The organism is Rathayibacter sp. AY1A2, from assembly GCF_002930935.1.
Classification (GTDB): domain Bacteria; phylum Actinomycetota; class Actinomycetes; order Actinomycetales; family Microbacteriaceae; genus Rathayibacter.
This window is the reverse complement of the sequence record NZ_PSTP01000005.1, coordinates 106,174-121,794: the sequence shown is the minus strand read 5'-3', so window position 1 is coordinate 121,794 and position 15,621 is coordinate 106,174. Positions and strand designations below refer to the sequence as shown.

The following is a 15,621-nucleotide window of genomic DNA, read 5'->3' as shown; positions in this document are numbered from 1 at the left end:
CTCGGGCTTCCCCGTGGACCCCGGCTGTCGCCGGGGGAGCGCCCTGTACTACGGTTCGGGGGTGCGAGTCGATCTGCTGACCAAGGAATACCCGCCCGAGGTGTACGGGGGAGCCGGTGTCCACGTGGCCGAGCTCACCAAGGCGCTGCGCAGCGACCTGGAGGTCGTGGTGCGCTGCTTCGGCGCGCCGCGCGAGGAGGAGGGCACGTTCGCGTACTCCGTCCCCGCGGAGCTCGCCGAGGCGAACGGCGCGCTGCAGACCCTCGGGGTCGACCTGCAGATCGCGCAGGACGCGGCGGGGGCCGACCTGGTCCACTCCCACACCTGGTACGCCAACGCCGCGGGGCGTCTCGCCCAGCTCCTGCACGGCATCCCGCACGTGGTCTCGGCGCACAGCCTCGAGCCGCTGCGTCCGTGGAAGGCCGAGCAGCTCGGCGGCGGCTACCGCGTCTCGAGCTGGATCGAGCGGGAGGCGTACGAGAACGCCGACGCCGTGATCGCGGTGTCCGGCGGCATGCGCGAGGACATCCTCCGCTCCTACCCGGCCCTGGACCCGGCGAAGGTCCACGTGGTCTACAACGGCATCGACCTCGACGCCTGGCACCCGGTCGAGGACGAGGCCGTCCTCGCCGAGCTGGGCATCGACCCCTCGCGCCCCTCCGTGGTCTTCGTCGGCCGCATCACCCGGCAGAAGGGCCTGCCCTACCTGCTCCGCGCCGCCGCGACCCTGCCTCCCGAGGTGCAGCTCGTGCTCTGCGCGGGCGCCCCCGACACCCCCGAGATCATGGCCGAGGTCACCTCCCTCGTCCGCAGCCTCCAGGAGGAGCGCACCGGCGTCGTCTGGATCGACCGGCACCTGCCGCGCCACCAGCTCTCCGCGGTCCTGACGAACGCGACCACGTTCGTCTGCCCCTCGATCTACGAGCCCCTCGGCATCGTCAACCTCGAGGCGATGGCCTGCGGTGCGGCGGTCGTCGGGACGGCGACCGGCGGCATCCCGGAGGTCGTCGACGACGGCGTGACCGGCCGTCTCGTCCCGATCGAGCAGGTCACCGACGGCACCGGCACCCCCGTGGACCCGGAGCGCTACGTCGCCGACCTGGCCGCCGCCCTCGCCGAGGTCGTCGCCGACCCGGAGACGGCGAAGCGGATGGGCGCCGCGGGCCGCGAGCGCGCGCAGAGCCACTTCAGCTGGACGCAGATCGCGCAAGACACCCGGGCGATCTACGACTCGCTCGTCTGAGCCTCCCGGCCGCCTCCTTTAGAATGGCTCCCATGCCCAGCGTTGTCTCGTTCGTCGATGTGTCCTTCGTCCGGAACGGCAAGCGGATCCTCGACCACGTGTCGTGGGACGTGGCCGAGGCCGAGCGCTGGGTGATCCTCGGCCCCAACGGGGCGGGCAAGACCTCGATCCTGCAGATCGCCGCCGCGCAGAACTACCCCTCGACCGGTGCCGCACACCTGCTCGAGGAGACCCTCGGCCGGGTCGACGTGTTCGAGCTGCGCCCGCGCATCGGCTACGCCTCGACCGCGATGGCGCGCCGCCTCCCGGCCGGCGAGAGCGTGCTCGACGTCGTGATGACCGCCGCCTACGCCGTCACCGGCCGCTGGAACGAGGGCTACGACGCGATCGACGAGCGCCGCGCCCGCCGCGTGCTGTCCGAGTGGAAGCTCGAGCACCTCGCCGAGCGCACCTTCGGGACGCTCTCGGACGGCGAGCAGAAGCGCGTCCAGATCGCCCGCGCGATCATGACCGACCCCGAGCTGCTCCTGCTCGACGAGCCGGCCGCGAGCCTCGACCTCGGCGCCCGCGAGGAGCTCGTCCAGCTGCTGGGCGGCTTCGCGAAGGACCCGGCGTCGCCCGCGATCGTGATGGTGACCCACCACGTCGAGGAGATCCCCGACGGCTTCACCCACGCCCTGCTCCTCCGCGACGGAGCGGTGGTGGCGGCGGGCCCGCTGGCCGAGTCCCTGACCGAGGCGACGCTCGCCGAGACCTTCGGGCTCGACATCGCTCTCACCCGCGAGAACGGGCGCTTCTCGGCCCGCGCCCGCGGCTGACCCCGGCTCCGGGGTCCGGGCGCGGCGCGACTTCTGCGCGCGCTGCCGGTCTGGTATTCTCGGTAGCTGGTTCGGGCCCGTTCGCGGTGCGCCCGCCCTCATCCACCCGTTCCCGTCGACGACAGGTGCGGTTCAGGACCATCGACGACAGGACACGACCATGAAGACCGACATCCACCCCGAGTACTCCGCGATCGTCTTCCGCGACCTCGCGTCCGGTGAGACCTTCCTCACCCGCTCGACCGCGAAGAGCAGCAAGACGATCGAGCTCGACGGCGTGACCTACCCCGTCATCGACGTCGAGATCTCCTCCGCCTCGCACCCGTTCTACACGGGCAAGCAGCGCATCATGGACTCGGCCGGCCGCGTCGAGAAGTTCAACAGCCGCTACAAGAACTTCGGCAAGTAGCACTCCTCGAAGGGCCCTCGACCTCACGGTCGGGGGCCCTTCGTCGTTCCCGCGGGGCGGTCCTCAGTAGCGGTAGAAGCCCTCTCCGGTGGCCGTTCCGAGGCGGCCGCGATCGACGTACTCCGTCTTCAGGTGGGCGGCGAACGCCTGGGAGGCCTCGTCCGGGGCCGCGGCGGCGATGTTGTAGGCGGTCCGCAGACCGACGACGTCGAAGATCTGGAAGGGTCCGAGAGGGGCGCCGGTGCCGATCCTCCAGGTCTTGTCGATGGTCTCGTGGTCGGCGTAGCCGCCCATGAGCAGACCCGACGCGGCGTTGAGGAGCGGCACCAGCAGCGAGTTCAGGACGTAGCCGGCCTTCTCCTTCTGCAGCCTGATGGGCTCGAGGCCGCTGGAGACGGCGAACTCCACGACGGCGTCGACCACGGCGGGGTCCGTGTCCGCCGTCCCCATGATCTCGGCCGTGTTCTGCGCCCAGACGTGGTTGGCGTAGTGCAGCGCGAGGAACCGGTCGGGTCGGCCGGTCGAGGCCTTCAGGTCGCTGGGGAGCAGCGTGGACGAGTTGGTCGCGAAGACCGTGCGCTCGGGAGCGAGCGCACCCAGGCGGCCGTACAGCTCCTGCTTCAGGCCCAGGTCCTCGGGGACGGCCTCGATCACGAGGTCGGCGTCGGCGACAGCCTCCGCGAGGTCGGAGGTGAGGCGGAGGGAGTCGAGCGCCTCCTGCGGTCCGCCGGCGACGCCGCCGGGCACCGACTCGTAGACGCCCGCGAGACCGCGGAGCCGCTCGCGCGCCGACTCGAGGACGTCGTCGGAGAGGTCGTAGACGGTGACGGCGAAGCCGTGGAAGGCCGACTGGAAGGCGATCTGGGAGCCGAGCACTCCGCTGCCGAGGACGGTGACCGTGCGGATGGTGGGCATGACTTCTCCTTGCGAGAGGGGGAGGGGGAACACGTGCTCACCCGATCCCACAGCGCCGCGGTCCGCGGAGCGAGGGCTTGCGCCGACGAGCGGTCCGTGGCCGTCGGGGAGCCGGCGCGGTAGCGTCCCGGCATGGTGTCCTTCGCCGACAAGCCGATCCTGCCGTTCACGACTCCCGAGGAGTGGGACGCCTACCTCCGCGGCGAGCCCGACCCGGACGGAGTCCGCCTGAAGCTGCGCAAGAAGGCCGCCGTCGATCCGGGGATCACCTACGCCGAGGCGCTCGACATCGCGCTCTGCCACGGCTGGATCGACGGTCAGGCGGGAGCCTTCGACGAGCAGTTCAAGCTCCAGGCCTTCACCCCGCGGCGTCGCGCGAGCCCGTGGTCCAAGGTCAACCGCGATCACGTCGCACGGCTGCTGGCGGAGGGCCGGATGCTGCCGGGCGGGCTGGCCGAGGTCGAGCGGGCACGCGCCGACGGGCGCTGGGACGCGGCCTACCGGCAGCGCGATGCGGAGGTGCCGGACGACTTCCAGCGGGCGCTCGACGCGGATCCGCAGGCCCTGGCCTTCTTCGCGACCGTCGGCGGGCAGAAGCGCTTCGCGTTCCTCTTCCGCCTCTCGCAGCTGAAGCGGGCGGCGACGCGGGAGCGGCGGATCGCGGAGTACGTGGCGCTCCTGCGCGAGGGGCGCACGCTGACCTGAGGGGTCAGTGGCGGACCGGCCAGCCCCCGTCGGCGACGAAGGACTCGTCGCGGACGCGGCGCATGTACTCCTGGAAGGACTCGGCCTGGGTGCGGCACCAGTCGACCTGGAGCGCGTGCAGGGCCTCCGCGCCGACTCCGAGCTCGTCGGCGAAGGCGCGGCCCAGCGCCTGGGCGACCCGACCCGCCGCGATCGCGTCCGCGCCCGCGTCGTGCGCCTCGGTGAGGGCGACGCCGTAGTGCTCGGCGGCGAGGGTCAGGGTGCGCTTGCCCTTGCGGTAGCGGTCCACCGCCTTGTCGATCACGAGCGGATCGACGACGGGGCTCGGGTCGAGCAGCACGGGCACGCCCCAGCGGCGCGCCTCGTGGGCGAGGAGCGAGAGGTCGTAGGGGGCGTTGTAGACGACGACCGGGATGCCGCGGGCGAGGAGCGAGCGCAGCGCCTCGGAGATCTCGGCCACGACCTCGCCGGCGGGGCGGCCGTGCGCGCGGGCGTGCTCGGTGCTGATCCCGTGGACGGCGGAGGCGCCGGCCGGGATCTCGACCCCCGGATCGGCGAGCCAGGTCGTGCCCTCGACCGGCTCGCCCGCCGCGTCGATCACGCCGACGTGCGCGGTGACGATGCGGCTCGTGCGGACGTCGATGCCGGTGGTCTCGAGGTCGAACACGGCCAGCAGATCGAACCACCGCGCCCCTTCGGAGGGGACGAGCTCCTGCTCGGCGTCGTCGAACAGCATCGGCTCGGTCTGCGTCTCGGTCGTTCCGGTGGTGCTCACGCCGACAGCCTAAAGGGGGCCTCCGACATCGGCCGGAGGCCCCTCGGCGTGCTGCCGGGTCAGCGGGCCTCGTGCGCCTTGGCGACGTGGAGCCAGAAGAAGCCCTGCGTGCCGAGTGTCATCGTCAGCGTGCCGTCGTCCGAGAATCCGGGGAAGCGGCCGCCGCCGAACAGGTCGCTGAGCGTCGATCCGGGGTTCTCCGGGTCCGTGATCGTGACCGAGACCGGGTTGTGGTTGAAGCTGAAGACGCAGAGCACCTCCTCGGGCTGGTCGCCCATCTCGGAGCCCGAGCCGGCGTAGTCCCGCACGAAGGCGAGCACCGACTCGTGGTCCGTCTCGAGGACGCGCATCGACCCCAGGCCGAACGCCGGGTGGCCGCGGCGCACGTGCAGGACGTTCCGCATCCAGTGCAGCAGGGAGCGGGACTGCGCCAGCTGCGCCTCCACGTTGACCTGGTTGTAGTGGTAGACGAGCGACTGGACGATCGGCTGCACGAGCTTGCCGGGGTCGGCGGCCGAGAAGCCGGCGTTGCGGTCGGGCGTCCACTGCATCGGCGTGCGCGACGCATCGCGGTCGTTGAGCCAGATGTTGTCGCCCATGCCGATCTCGTCGCCGTAGTACAGGAACGGGCTGCCGGCGAGGGAGAAGAGCAGGGCGTTGATCAGCTCGAGCTCGGCGCGCGAGTTGTCCAGAAGCGGCGCGAGCCTGCGGCGGATGCCGATGTTGGAGCGCATCCGCGGGTCGTAGGCGTACCAGCCGTACATGGCCTGGCGGTACTCCTCGGACACCATCTCGAGCGTGAGCTCGTCGTGGTTGCGGAGGAACACGCCCCAGGCGGCGCCGCTGGGGATGTCGAACGTCTCGGAGAGCACCTTCTTCAGCTCGTTCGCCGTCTGCGCGCGGAGGGAGTAGAAGATGCGCGGCATGACCGGGAAGTCGAACGCCATGTGGCACTCGGGCTCCTCCTCCGTGCCGAAGAACGCGGCGACCTCTCGCGGCCACTGGTTCGCCTCGGCGATCAGGATGCGGCCGGGGTAGTCGCGGTCGACCATGGTGCGGAGGTTCTTGATGAACTCGTGGGTGGGCGGCTCGCCCTCTCCGTTGCCCTCGTCGGACTCGTAGAGGTAGGGGATCGCGTCGAGCCGGATGCCGTCGACGCCGAGGTCGAGCCAGAACTTGACCACGTCGTGGATCGCCTCGTGCACGGCGGGGTTCTCGAAGTTGAGGTCCGGCTGGTGCGAGAAGAAGCGGTGGAAGTAGAACTGGCGGCGCTCGGCGTCGAAGGCCCAGTTCGAGTCCTCGGTGTCGACGAAGATGATGCGGATGTCCGGCCACTTGTCGTCGGTGTCGTTCCAGACGTAGAAGTCGCCGTAGGGGCCCTCGGGGTCGGACCGGGACTGCTGGAACCACTCGTGCTGGTCGCTGGTGTGGTTGAGCGGGAAGTCCATCACGATGCGCATGTTGCGCTCGTGGGCCTTCCGCACGAGGTCGCGGAAGTCCTCCATCGTGCCGAACTCGGGGAGGATCGCCTTGAAGTCGGAGACGTCGTAGCCGCCGTCGCGCAGAGGCGACATGTAGAACGGCGGGAGCCAGAGGGCGTCGATCCCGAGCCACTGCAGGTAGTCGAGCTTGGAGGCGAGCCCGTTGATGTCGCCGGCGCCGTCGCCGTTGGAGTCGTAGTACGACCGGATCATCACCTCGTAGAACACCGCCCGGCGGTACCACTGGGGGTCGAGGGCGAGTCCGGGGAGTTGGATCGGCGACGTGAAGCTCACGGTGCTCCTTCTGCTGCTGCCTGAGCGGATGACCGTCTCGCGAGACGGGTGGGCGGTGCGCCGTGTTGCGAGCGCGTGATCATGCTCCCGGCTCGGATCGAGGCCACGCAAGGCGTTGCGGCCAGATCTTCGACGGGCTTTCCCTACGATAAGGAACGCGATGACCACTCCCTCCCCCTACGCCTCCGATCTCGGCCGTGTCCCCGTCCGCGAGGCCGCGGTGGACGTCGCCGGATCCCGCACCGCCTACTGGACCTACGGCGCTCCGGACGCCTCGACCGTCCTCGTGCTGGTGCACGGGTTCCGCGGCGAGCACCACGGCCTCGAGCCCGTCGTCGCCCGTCTGCTCGCCGGGGGAGCGGACGTGCGGGTCGTCGCTCCCGACCTGCCCGGCTTCGGCGCCTCGACCCCGATGACGCGCCTGCCGCACGACGTGGACGGCTACGCCTCCTGGCTTAGCTCCTTCCTCGACACGCTGGGGCTCCGCGGCGAGGCGGCCGTCCTCGGCCACTCCTTCGGCTCGATCGTCGCGGCCGCGGCCGTCGCCGACGGGCTGCCCGCTCCGCTCCTGGTGCTGGTCAACCCGATCGGCGCGCCCGCCCTGCAGGGTCCGCGCGGAGTCCTGACCAGGCTCGCCGTCCTCTACTACCGGCTCGGCGCGCTCCTGCCGGGGCCCCTCGGACGCCGCCTGCTCAGCGACCCGCTGATCGTGCGGGTGATGAGCCTGGCGATGGTGAAGACGAAGGAGCCGGCGCTGCGACGCTTCGTGCACGACCAGCACGACCGCTACTTCAGCGCCTTCGCCTCCCGCGACACGGTCCTCGAGGCGTTCCGCGCCTCCGTCTCGCACGACGTCGGCGAGTACGCCTCCCGGATCGGCGTGCCGACGCAGCTGATCGCCGCGGCGCAGGACGACATCACTCCGCTCCCGGCGCAGTACCGCCTGCTCGAGAGGCTGCCGCACGCCCGCCTGCACGTCATCGACGGAGTCGGCCACCTGATCCACTACGAGACGCCGGACGAGGCCGCCGCCGTGCTGCGGACGGCCCTCGAGGAGGGGATCGACCGATGAGGATCGTCGTCGACTGCCGGTACACCCGGCTCGAGCGGCACGACGGGATCAGCCGCTACACCGCGGAGCTCGTCCGCGAGCTCGCGAAGCTGCACGACGTGACCATGCTGATCAGCGACCGCCGCCAGCTCGCGATGCTCCCGTCGCTCCCGTGGGAGCGCGTGACCGGGCCGACCAGCCCGTTCGAGCCGTTCGTCGCGCTGCTGGTGAACCGGCTGCGGCCCGACGTGGTCTTCTCGCCGATGCAGACCATGGGCTCGCTCGGCCGCCGCTACCGGCTCGTCCTGACCGTGCACGACCTCATCTACTACCGCCACCGCACTCCGCCGCGCGACCTGGCCGCTCCCGTGCGCGCGCTCTGGCGGCTCTACCACCTCGCCTGGTGGCCGCAGCGGAGGCTCCTTCAGCGCGCCGACGCGGTCGTCACCGTCTCGGAGACCACCCGCGACCTGATCCGCTCCCACCGCCTCACCACCCGGCCGGTGGTCGTCGTCCCGAACGCGGCGACCGAGCCCGACGAGGCGAGCGCCGCTCTGGCGGGATCGCTGCCCGACCGGTCGGCCGGGCGCTCGCTCGTCTACATGGGCTCGTTCATGCCCTACAAGAACGTCGAGACGCTCGCGCGCGCGATGCGGCTTCTGCCCGACTACGAGCTGCACCTGATGAGCCGGGCGAGCGACGAGACCGTCGAGACGCTCCGGGCCCTGGCGCCGACCGCGAAGCTGGTGTTCCACCAGGGGGCGCCGGACGCGGAGTACCGCGCGGTGCTCGCGCGGGCGACCGCTCTCGTGACGGCGAGCAGGGACGAGGGCTTCGGGATCCCGCTGGTCGAGGCGATGGCGCTCGGGACGCCGGTCGTGGTGAGCGACATCCCGATCTTCCGCGAGATCGCCCAGGACGCCGCCGTGTACGTCGACCCGTCGAGCGCGAAGGGCATCGCGGACGGTGTGCGGTCGCTCGAGGACGGCGCCGTGTGGCGGACGCACTCGGCCCGGGCGAGGGAGCGGGCCGCGGCCTTCTCCTGGCGCGACTCCGCCCGGGTGCTCTTCGGGCTCCTGCAGGACCTCGGCCGGCGCTGACGCGGGGCCGGCGATCGGACCGCCTCCGGGAGGCGGGCCGTCAGGCTCCCGGAGCCGGGCTGAGCACGTCGTCGAGGTCGACGTCCGCCACGACCACGTCGCCGGAGTCGTCGACGCCGACGATGCGCAGTGCCCCGTCGACGATCGCGAAGTCGTGCCGGGAGCCGTTGCCGACCGAGACGCCGTGCACAGGGAGGTCCTCGCTGCTGAGCGCGCGGATCAGGCTGCCGATGACCGCACCGTGCGTGGCGACGACGACGGACGCGTCGGGGAAGCGCTCGGCCACCTCGAGCAGCGCGGCGGTCGCCCGCTCGACGACCTCGGCGCGGGTCTCGCAGCCGGGGATCGGCGCGCGCTCGATGCCTCCGGGGAAGCGCTCGGCGAGCTCGGGACCGGTCATCCCCTCCGCCTCGCCGTAGGCGCGCTCGGCCAGGCCCGGCACCGCCAGCGGCTCGTCGAGTCCGAGACCGCGCGCAATGATCGCTCCGGTGTCGAAGGCGCGCTGCAGCGGACTGGCGACCACCGCGTCGAAGCGCCGTTCGGCGAGCAGCCGCGCCGCCGCCCGCGCCTGGGCGCGCCCGGTCGCGTTGAGCGGGATGTCGCTCCTGCCCTGGATGCGCCGGGCGGCGTTCCAGTCGGTCTGGCCGTGGCGGACGAGGGTGAGCTGGGTCACAGGGGCCTCTCGGGAGGTCGGGTGCGGAGCGGGCGGGAGCTCAGAGGGCGGCGGTGCGGCGCGCGGGCAGGCGCTCGGCGAGCTCGCGGAGCACCTCGCTGGTGCCGCCGTCGATCTTGATGCTCGCGCGCGAGTCACCCTTGGTGGTGCCGCGGTTGACGATCACGATCGGCATCCGGGCGCGACGGGCGATCTCGAGGAAGCGGATGCCGGAGTTGACCACGAGCGACGAGCCGGCCACGAGCAGGGCGTCGGCGCCCGCGACGATGGCGCGCGCCTCCTCGAACCGCTCGGTCGGGATGAACTCGCCGAAGAAGACGATGTCCGGCTTCAGGATCCCGCCGCAGACCGTGCACTCGGGGACGGTCATCGCCGAGACGTCGTGGACCTCGGCGTCGCCGTCGGGGTTGAGGGAGGAGACGTCGGGGTCGTCGAGCCAGGGGTTGAGCGCCTCGATCCGCTCGGCCACCGCGTCGCGGGCGAAGTACTGGCCGCAGGTCATGCAGCGCACACGGTCCGCCGAGCCGTGCAGATCCACGACGCGGCGCGAGCCGGCCCGGACGTGCAGGCCGTCGACGTTCTGGGTGACGACGCCCGTGAGCAGGCCGCGCTCCTCGAGCCGGGCCAGGGCCCGGTGGCCGTCGTTGGGGAGCGTGCTGGTGAAGCGGCGCCAGCCGAGCTGGCTGCCGGCCCAGTACCGGCGGCGGTAGTCGGGATCGGCGACGAACTGGGAGTAGGTCATCGGGCTGCGCACCGGTGCCCCGGCTCCGCGGTAGTCGGGGATGCCCGAGTCGGTGCTCATGCCCGCGCCGGTGACGGCGGCGATGCGGCGCCCGCTGAGGAGTTCGACGGCCTGCTCGACCGCGAGCGCCTCGGGGCCCTCGGCGACCGGTGTCGGACTCGACTCCATCCGCGCCTCCTTCGAGGGCCGTTCGAGCGGCCCCCGACGAGTTTAGTCCGCGCCGTGCCCTAGATTGCCGGGATGCCGATCGTGCACATCACCGACCTCGACCACCCGCTCCTCGCCGACTACCACCGCCTCACCGACGTGGCGCTGCGGCGGGTGCTGGAGCCGGAGGGCGGTCTGTACATCGCCGAGTCGGCCAAGGTGATCGAGCGGGCGCTCGACGCCGGGCACCGTCCCCGCTCGGTCCTGGTGCAGGAGAAGCGGCTGCCGGACGCGGCCGGGGTGCTCGAGCGTCACCCCGAGGTGCCGGTCTTCGTGGCGCCGGATCCGCTGATCGAGGAGCTGACCGGATTCCACCTCCACCGCGGAGCGCTCGCCTCGATGCACCGTCCGCCGTTGCGGCCGATGGCCGAGCTGCTGGAGGGCGCGCGCCTCGTCGTGATCCTGGAGGACCTGGTCGACCACACCAACGTCGGCGCCGTCTTCCGCGCCGCGGCCGGCATGGGCGCGGACGCGGTGCTCGTGACGCCGCGGTGCGCGGACCCCCTGTACCGGCGCAGCGTCCGGGTGAGCATGGGAACGGTCCTGCAGGTGCCGTGGACGCGCACCCCCGAGTGGGCACCGGCTCGCCGCGCTCTGGAGGAGGCCGGGTTCTCGGTCGCCGCCCTGGCGCTCGCTCCGGACGCGGTGCCGCTCGACGAGTACGCGGCGGCTCGCCCCGAGCGCGTCGCGATCGTCCTGGGCGCCGAGGGGGACGGGCTCAGCCGCGCGGCGCTGGACGCCTCGGACACCGTCGTCACCATCCCGATGCTGCACGGCGTCGACTCGCTCAACGTGGCCTCGGCGAGCGCCGTCGCACTGTGGGCGCTGACCCGCGGGCGCTGACCGCCCGGCTCCGGCGCTCGGCGGCCCCGCGGTGACCTGCTGCTGACGCTCCCGACGCTGGATCGGGGTCGGTGCCGCGCGTCACCCGCCGCGTCCGACGACGGGGCGGCGTCCGGGACGGGTGAGAGGCTCGCCCGTACGATGACGGGGTGACCTCCCCGACCCGATCCGACGACGCCCTCGACCTGTTCGGGGAGCCCGCCGCGCCGGAGCCGCGACCGCGTCGACGGCGCGGGGCGGTCGTCGCCGGTCTCGTCGCCGCGACCGTGCTGGTCGGCGGAGGCGGTGCCTACGCGACCAACGCGGCGACCGCGGAGCTGCCGACGGCGAGCGCCGTCGCGGTGGACCCCGTCTCGAGCACCGTCGACGCGCCCGCTCTGGCCTGGCCTGCCTACGGCTCCGGCGCCGTGGCGGCCGTGGGCATCGACGGGACGGAGGAGGACGGGCTGCTCGCCCGCTACGGCTCCACCGGAACCGTGCCGACGGGGAGCATCGCCAAGGTCGTCACCGCTCTCGTCGTCCTCGCGGCGAAGCCGATCGCGGCGGGGACGGACGGGGAGACCATCACCTTCACGAGCGCGGACGTGCAGTACTACAACGACACCCTGGCCGAGAACGGCTCGAACGCTCCGGTCACCGCGGGTCTGCAGCTGACCGAGCGGGAGGCGCTGACCGCCATGATGCTCCCGTCCGCGAACAACTACGCGAAGTCGCTCGCGATCTGGGCGTACGGCTCGGAGGACGCCTTCCTCGCCGCGGCGCGCGGCTGGCTCGACGGGCAGGGGCTCGAGCGGACCTCCCTCGCCGACACCAGCGGGCTCTCGCCGGCGACGGTCAGCACGACGGCCGAGATGGTGCGCCTGGGCGAGCTGCTGATCGCGGACCCGGTGCTCGCTCCGATCGTCGCGATGCCGACCGCGGTCATCCCGGGGGTCGGCGAGGTCGACAACACCAACTCGCTCCTCGGCCGCTCGGGAGTGGACGGGATCAAGACGGGGACGACCGACGAGGCGGGGTCGTGCCTGCTGTTCTCGCTCGACTCGACCGTCGAGGGCCGGCCGGTCACCCTGGTCGGCGTGGTGGTGGGCGCGCGTACGCACCCGCAGCTCGCCGCGGACGTGCTGACCCTCGTCCCGACCGTCGAGGCGGGCTTCCGGACCGTCCCGCTGACCGTCGAGGGGCAGGAGTACGGCACTCTCACGAGCGCGTGGGGGGAGACGGCGACGGCCGAGACCGCGGAGGCGCGGTCCGTGCTGGTGTGGGGCGCGGTCTCGACGACGACCACGGTCGCCCTCGATCCGCTCGAGACCGTCGCCGACGGTGAGCGCGTGGGGACCGCCGTCGTCGACGTCAACGGCACCCCGTACGAGCTTCCCCTCGTCGCCGACGGGTCGATCGAGGACCCGGGCTTCGCCTGGCGCCTCGGCCACCCGGCCGAGCTGTTCGGCTGAGCGCGGGGCGAGCTGCCGCCTCCCGGGAGCGGATCAGGCCAGGGGATCCGTGGCCCGGTCGTCGATGATCCGCACGCCCGCGGTCGCGATGTCCTCGGCGACCTCCTCCGGCGTCGCGTTGCCCGACACGACCGAGCCCGGCTCCGAGGCCGCGGGATCGGTGCTCCAGCGCTCGGCGGAGGGCCGCTTGGCGGTGATGAAGTCGCCGGAGGACTGGTGGCGGACGCGGCGCAGCACCCACGGCACGAGGTACTCCCGCGCCCACTGGATGTCCTCCGTGCGGGCGGCACGCCAGGTGCGGGCGTGCAGCGGCTCCGGGGCCAGGGGGCGCAGGTCGTTCTCGACGTTCAGCGACTCGAGGACCATGCGCGCGACCTCGTGGTGGCCGTGCGGGTTGAGGTGCAGGCGGTCCGGCGCCCACATCCGCACGTCCTGGATCTCCTGGAGGGACCACTGGTCGGCGACGATGCAGTCGTACCGCTTGGCCAGCGCCCGCAGGTTCTCGTTGTAGATCGCGACCTTCCCGCGGATCCGCCCGAACACGGGGGAGAAGCCCACATCCACTCCGGTGAAGAGGACGACGGTCGCCGCGTCGGAGCGGAGCCGGGCGAGGCCCGACTCGAAGCGGGACGCGATGTCGTCGGGGTCGGTCCCCGGGCGGATGACGTCGTTCCCGCCCGCGGAGATGGTGATGAGGTCGGGGCGCAGCTCCAGGGCGGGCTCGACCTGCTCGTCGACGATCTGCTGCAGGAGGCGGCCGCGCACCGCCAGGTTGGCGTAGGCGAAGTCCTCGTTCTGGCTGCCCAGGACCTCCGCCACGCGGTCTGCCCAGCCGCGGTGCCCGCCGGGGCTGCCGGGCTCGGGATCGCCGATCCCCTCGGTGAAGGAGTCGCCCAGGGCGACGTAGCGGGACCACGGATGACGCTGCTCGACCATCCCTCCATCATGCTCCGCACCCGGCCGCCGGTGGCACGGCGCGACACGCCGTGCGCCTCCCGGCGGGCCGCGGAGACCGAGCCGCTGTCGGAGGCGTCGGCTAGATTCGGTCCACGTGAACAGTCCCTCGAGCTTCGGTCATCAGGTCGGCACCTCCGCCGCTGAGCACCTGTCCCCGTCGTTCCCGGGCAGGGCACCGTGGGGTACCGCGAACAAGCTCCGCGCCTGGCAGGCGGAGGCGCTCGAGGCCTACTTCCAGCACGAGCCGCGCGACTTCCTGGCCGCCGCGACCCCGGGCGCGGGCAAGACCACCTTCGCGCTGCGGCTGGCCGCCGAGCTGCTGCACAACCGCACGGTCGACCGGATCACCGTGGTCGCTCCGACGGAGCACCTCAAGCGCCAGTGGGCCGAGGCCGCGCACCGCGTCGGCATCCGCCTGGACCCGACCTTCACCAACCGCATGGGCCGCCACGCCCGCCACTACCACGGCGTCGCCGTCACCTACGCGCAGGTCGCCGTCCGCGCCGAGCTCCACCGCGAGCTCACCCTGTCCGGCCGCACCCTCGTCATCCTCGACGAGGTGCACCACGCCGGCGACGCCCTCAGCTGGGGCGACGCGGTGCGCGAGGCCTTCGAGCCCGCGGTCCGCCGGCTCTCGCTGACCGGGACGCCGTTCCGCTCGGACACGGCGGCGATCCCGTTCGTCAGCTACCTGCCGGACGAGGAGGGCATCCGCACCTCGCTCACCGACTACGCCTACGGCTACGGCCGCGCGCTCGCGGACGGCGTCGTCCGGCCGGTGCTGTTCATGGTCTACGCCGGGCAGATGCGCTGGAAGTCGAAGGCCGGCGACGAGATGGAGGCGCGGCTCGGCGAGGGCAACACCAAGGACATCACCTCGCAGGCCTGGCGGACCGCGCTGGACCCGAAGGGCGACTGGATCCCCTCGGTCCTCCGCGCCGCCAACACCCGCCTCACCGAGGTGCGGCGCGCCGTGCCCGACGCCGGCGGCCTGGTCATCGCGACCGACCACTACACCGCGCGCGCCTACGCCGCGATGCTCCGCGAGATAAGCGGCGAGACCGTCACCGTCGTGCTCTCCGACGAGAAGGAGGCGAGCGACCGGATCGAGGAGTTCGCGAAGGACACCAGTCGCTGGATGGTCGCGGTCCGCATGGTCTCCGAGGGCGTCGACGTGCCGAGGCTCGCCGTCGGCGTCTACGCGACATCGGCGTCGACTCCGCTGTTCTTCGCCCAGGCGATCGGCCGCTTCGTGCGCGCGCGGCGCCGCGGCGAGACCGCCTCGGTGTTCCTCCCGAACGTGCCCGGCCTGCTCGCGCTGGCGGGCTCGATGGAGCTGCAGCGCGATCACGCCCTCGACCGCAGGACCTCCGACGACGAGGAGTACCCCGAGGCCGACCTGATGGCCGACGCCGAGCGCAGCGAGAAGGCGTCCTCGGATCTCCTGGAGGAGGGCCGCTTCGAGTCGATCGGCTCGGCCGCCACCTTCGACCGCGTCGTCTACGAGGGCGCCGAGTTCGGGATGGAGGTCGAGGTCGAGAGCGAGGAGGAGCTCGACTTCATCGGCCTGCCGGGGCTCCTCGAGCCCGACCAGGTGCGGGAGCTCCTCCAGCACCGGCAGCAGCGGCAGGCCAAGCGCGCCGGCAGCCGCGCGGGGGCGGCGGCCCCGGCCGAGCCGGTGAGCGAGATCCCGGCACCGCTCTACCGCACGCTCAAGGAGCAGCGCAGCCTGCTCAACTCCCTGGTCGGCCTGTGGGCACGGGGGACGGGCGAGTCGCACGGCCAGGTGCACACCGAGCTGCGCCGGCTCTGCGGCGGACCCGCGGTGGCGCAGGCGAGCGTGACCCAGCTGCAGGCGCGGATCGATCTCCTGCGGCGCAGGCTCGGCTCGCACTGATCGCGGTGCGGCGCCCCGGTCCGTGGCGACGTGGCCCTGACGACGGGGCCGATCGCTGCT

At 72.5% G+C, this 15,621-nt stretch carries 15 protein-coding genes; 9 read left to right on the top strand and 6 right to left on the bottom strand.

The annotated features are described in order from the left end of the window. Positions 1 to 61 precede the first annotated feature (61 nt). The 3 genes from glgA to C5B93_RS07010 all read left to right on the top strand — a co-directional run bounded on the left by glgA (position 62) and on the right by C5B93_RS07010 (position 2,470). The gene (gene glgA / locus C5B93_RS07020) at positions 62 to 1,243 is read left to right on the top strand and encodes a glycogen synthase (protein WP_104292108.1); all 1,182 of its coding nucleotides are present in this window, start codon (positions 62 to 64) and stop codon (positions 1,241 to 1,243) included. Between the two features lie 32 nt (positions 1,244 to 1,275). After that, positions 1,276 to 2,061, top strand: a complete 786-nt coding sequence (locus tag C5B93_RS07015) for an ABC transporter ATP-binding protein (protein ID WP_104292107.1) — start codon at positions 1,276 to 1,278, stop codon at positions 2,059 to 2,061. Positions 2,062 to 2,221: 160 nt separating this feature from the next. Beyond that, on the top strand, positions 2,222 to 2,470 hold the full coding sequence (locus C5B93_RS07010) for a type B 50S ribosomal protein L31 (RefSeq protein ID WP_068253003.1): 249 nt from the start codon (positions 2,222 to 2,224) through the stop codon (positions 2,468 to 2,470). 63 nt (positions 2,471 to 2,533) lie between these two features. Here C5B93_RS07010 and C5B93_RS07005 read toward each other — a convergent pair whose 3' ends face one another. Then, entirely contained in the window at positions 2,534 to 3,385 is an 852-nt protein-coding gene (locus C5B93_RS07005; RefSeq protein ID WP_104292106.1) for a 3-hydroxyacyl-CoA dehydrogenase, read from the bottom strand. Between the two features lie 132 nt (positions 3,386 to 3,517). Between C5B93_RS07005 and C5B93_RS07000 the strand changes: the two genes are divergently transcribed. Beyond that, positions 3,518 to 4,090: a YdeI family protein gene (locus tag C5B93_RS07000; protein ID WP_104232624.1), complete on the top strand. Its 573-nt coding sequence runs from the start codon at positions 3,518 to 3,520 to the stop codon at positions 4,088 to 4,090. Positions 4,091 to 4,094: 4 nt separating this feature from the next. On the opposite strand, the gene C5B93_RS06995 is transcribed toward C5B93_RS07000, so the two are convergent. After that, positions 4,095 to 4,826 carry a 3'-5' exonuclease gene (locus C5B93_RS06995; protein WP_104292137.1) on the bottom strand — a complete coding sequence of 244 codons (732 nt, stop codon included), beginning with the start codon at positions 4,824 to 4,826 and terminating at the stop codon, positions 4,095 to 4,097. 98 nt (positions 4,827 to 4,924) lie between these two features. Beyond that, positions 4,925 to 6,640 carry a maltose alpha-D-glucosyltransferase gene (gene treS / locus C5B93_RS06990; RefSeq protein ID WP_104221970.1) on the bottom strand — a complete coding sequence of 572 codons (1,716 nt, stop codon included), beginning with the start codon at positions 6,638 to 6,640 and terminating at the stop codon, positions 4,925 to 4,927. A gap of 160 nt (positions 6,641 to 6,800) precedes the next feature. Between treS and C5B93_RS06985 the strand changes: the two genes are divergently transcribed. Continuing rightward, entirely contained in the window at positions 6,801 to 7,712 is a 912-nt protein-coding gene (locus C5B93_RS06985; RefSeq protein ID WP_104232623.1) for an alpha/beta fold hydrolase, read from the top strand. Then, complete coding sequence (locus tag C5B93_RS06980; RefSeq protein ID WP_104292105.1) at positions 7,709 to 8,791, top strand: glycosyltransferase family 1 protein; 1,083 nt, start codon at positions 7,709 to 7,711, stop codon at positions 8,789 to 8,791. The genes C5B93_RS06985 and C5B93_RS06980 overlap by 4 nt, the downstream gene beginning before the upstream one ends. 40 nt (positions 8,792 to 8,831) lie before the next feature. Here the strand turns inward: C5B93_RS06980 and C5B93_RS06975 are convergent, their stop codons facing one another. Then, the gene (locus C5B93_RS06975; protein WP_104257555.1) at positions 8,832 to 9,464 is read right to left on the bottom strand and encodes a histidine phosphatase family protein; all 633 of its coding nucleotides are present in this window, start codon (positions 9,462 to 9,464) and stop codon (positions 8,832 to 8,834) included. A gap of 40 nt (positions 9,465 to 9,504) precedes the next feature. After that, a complete protein-coding gene (locus C5B93_RS06970; protein WP_104250355.1) occupies positions 9,505 to 10,374 on the bottom strand; it encodes a Sir2 family NAD-dependent protein deacetylase in 870 nt (289 codons plus the stop codon). Between the two features lie 72 nt (positions 10,375 to 10,446). Between C5B93_RS06970 and C5B93_RS06965 the strand changes: the two genes are divergently transcribed. Further along, positions 10,447 to 11,256 (top strand): RNA methyltransferase, encoded by an 810-nt coding sequence (locus C5B93_RS06965; RefSeq protein WP_104232619.1) that lies wholly within the window; start codon positions 10,447 to 10,449, stop codon positions 11,254 to 11,256. A 149-nt stretch (positions 11,257 to 11,405) separates the two neighbouring features. Beyond that, the gene (locus C5B93_RS06960) at positions 11,406 to 12,707 is read left to right on the top strand and encodes a D-alanyl-D-alanine carboxypeptidase family protein (protein ID WP_104292104.1); all 1,302 of its coding nucleotides are present in this window, start codon (positions 11,406 to 11,408) and stop codon (positions 12,705 to 12,707) included. Positions 12,708 to 12,740: 33 nt separating this feature from the next. On the opposite strand, the gene C5B93_RS06955 is transcribed toward C5B93_RS06960, so the two are convergent. Further along, entirely contained in the window at positions 12,741 to 13,643 is a 903-nt protein-coding gene (locus C5B93_RS06955; protein WP_104292103.1) for an SGNH/GDSL hydrolase family protein, read from the bottom strand. Between the two features lie 115 nt (positions 13,644 to 13,758). On the opposite strand from C5B93_RS06955, the gene C5B93_RS06950 reads away from it, so the two are divergent. Continuing rightward, complete coding sequence (locus C5B93_RS06950; protein ID WP_104292102.1) at positions 13,759 to 15,561, top strand: DEAD/DEAH box helicase; 1,803 nt, start codon at positions 13,759 to 13,761, stop codon at positions 15,559 to 15,561. The last annotated feature ends 60 nt before the right edge of the window (positions 15,562 to 15,621 follow it).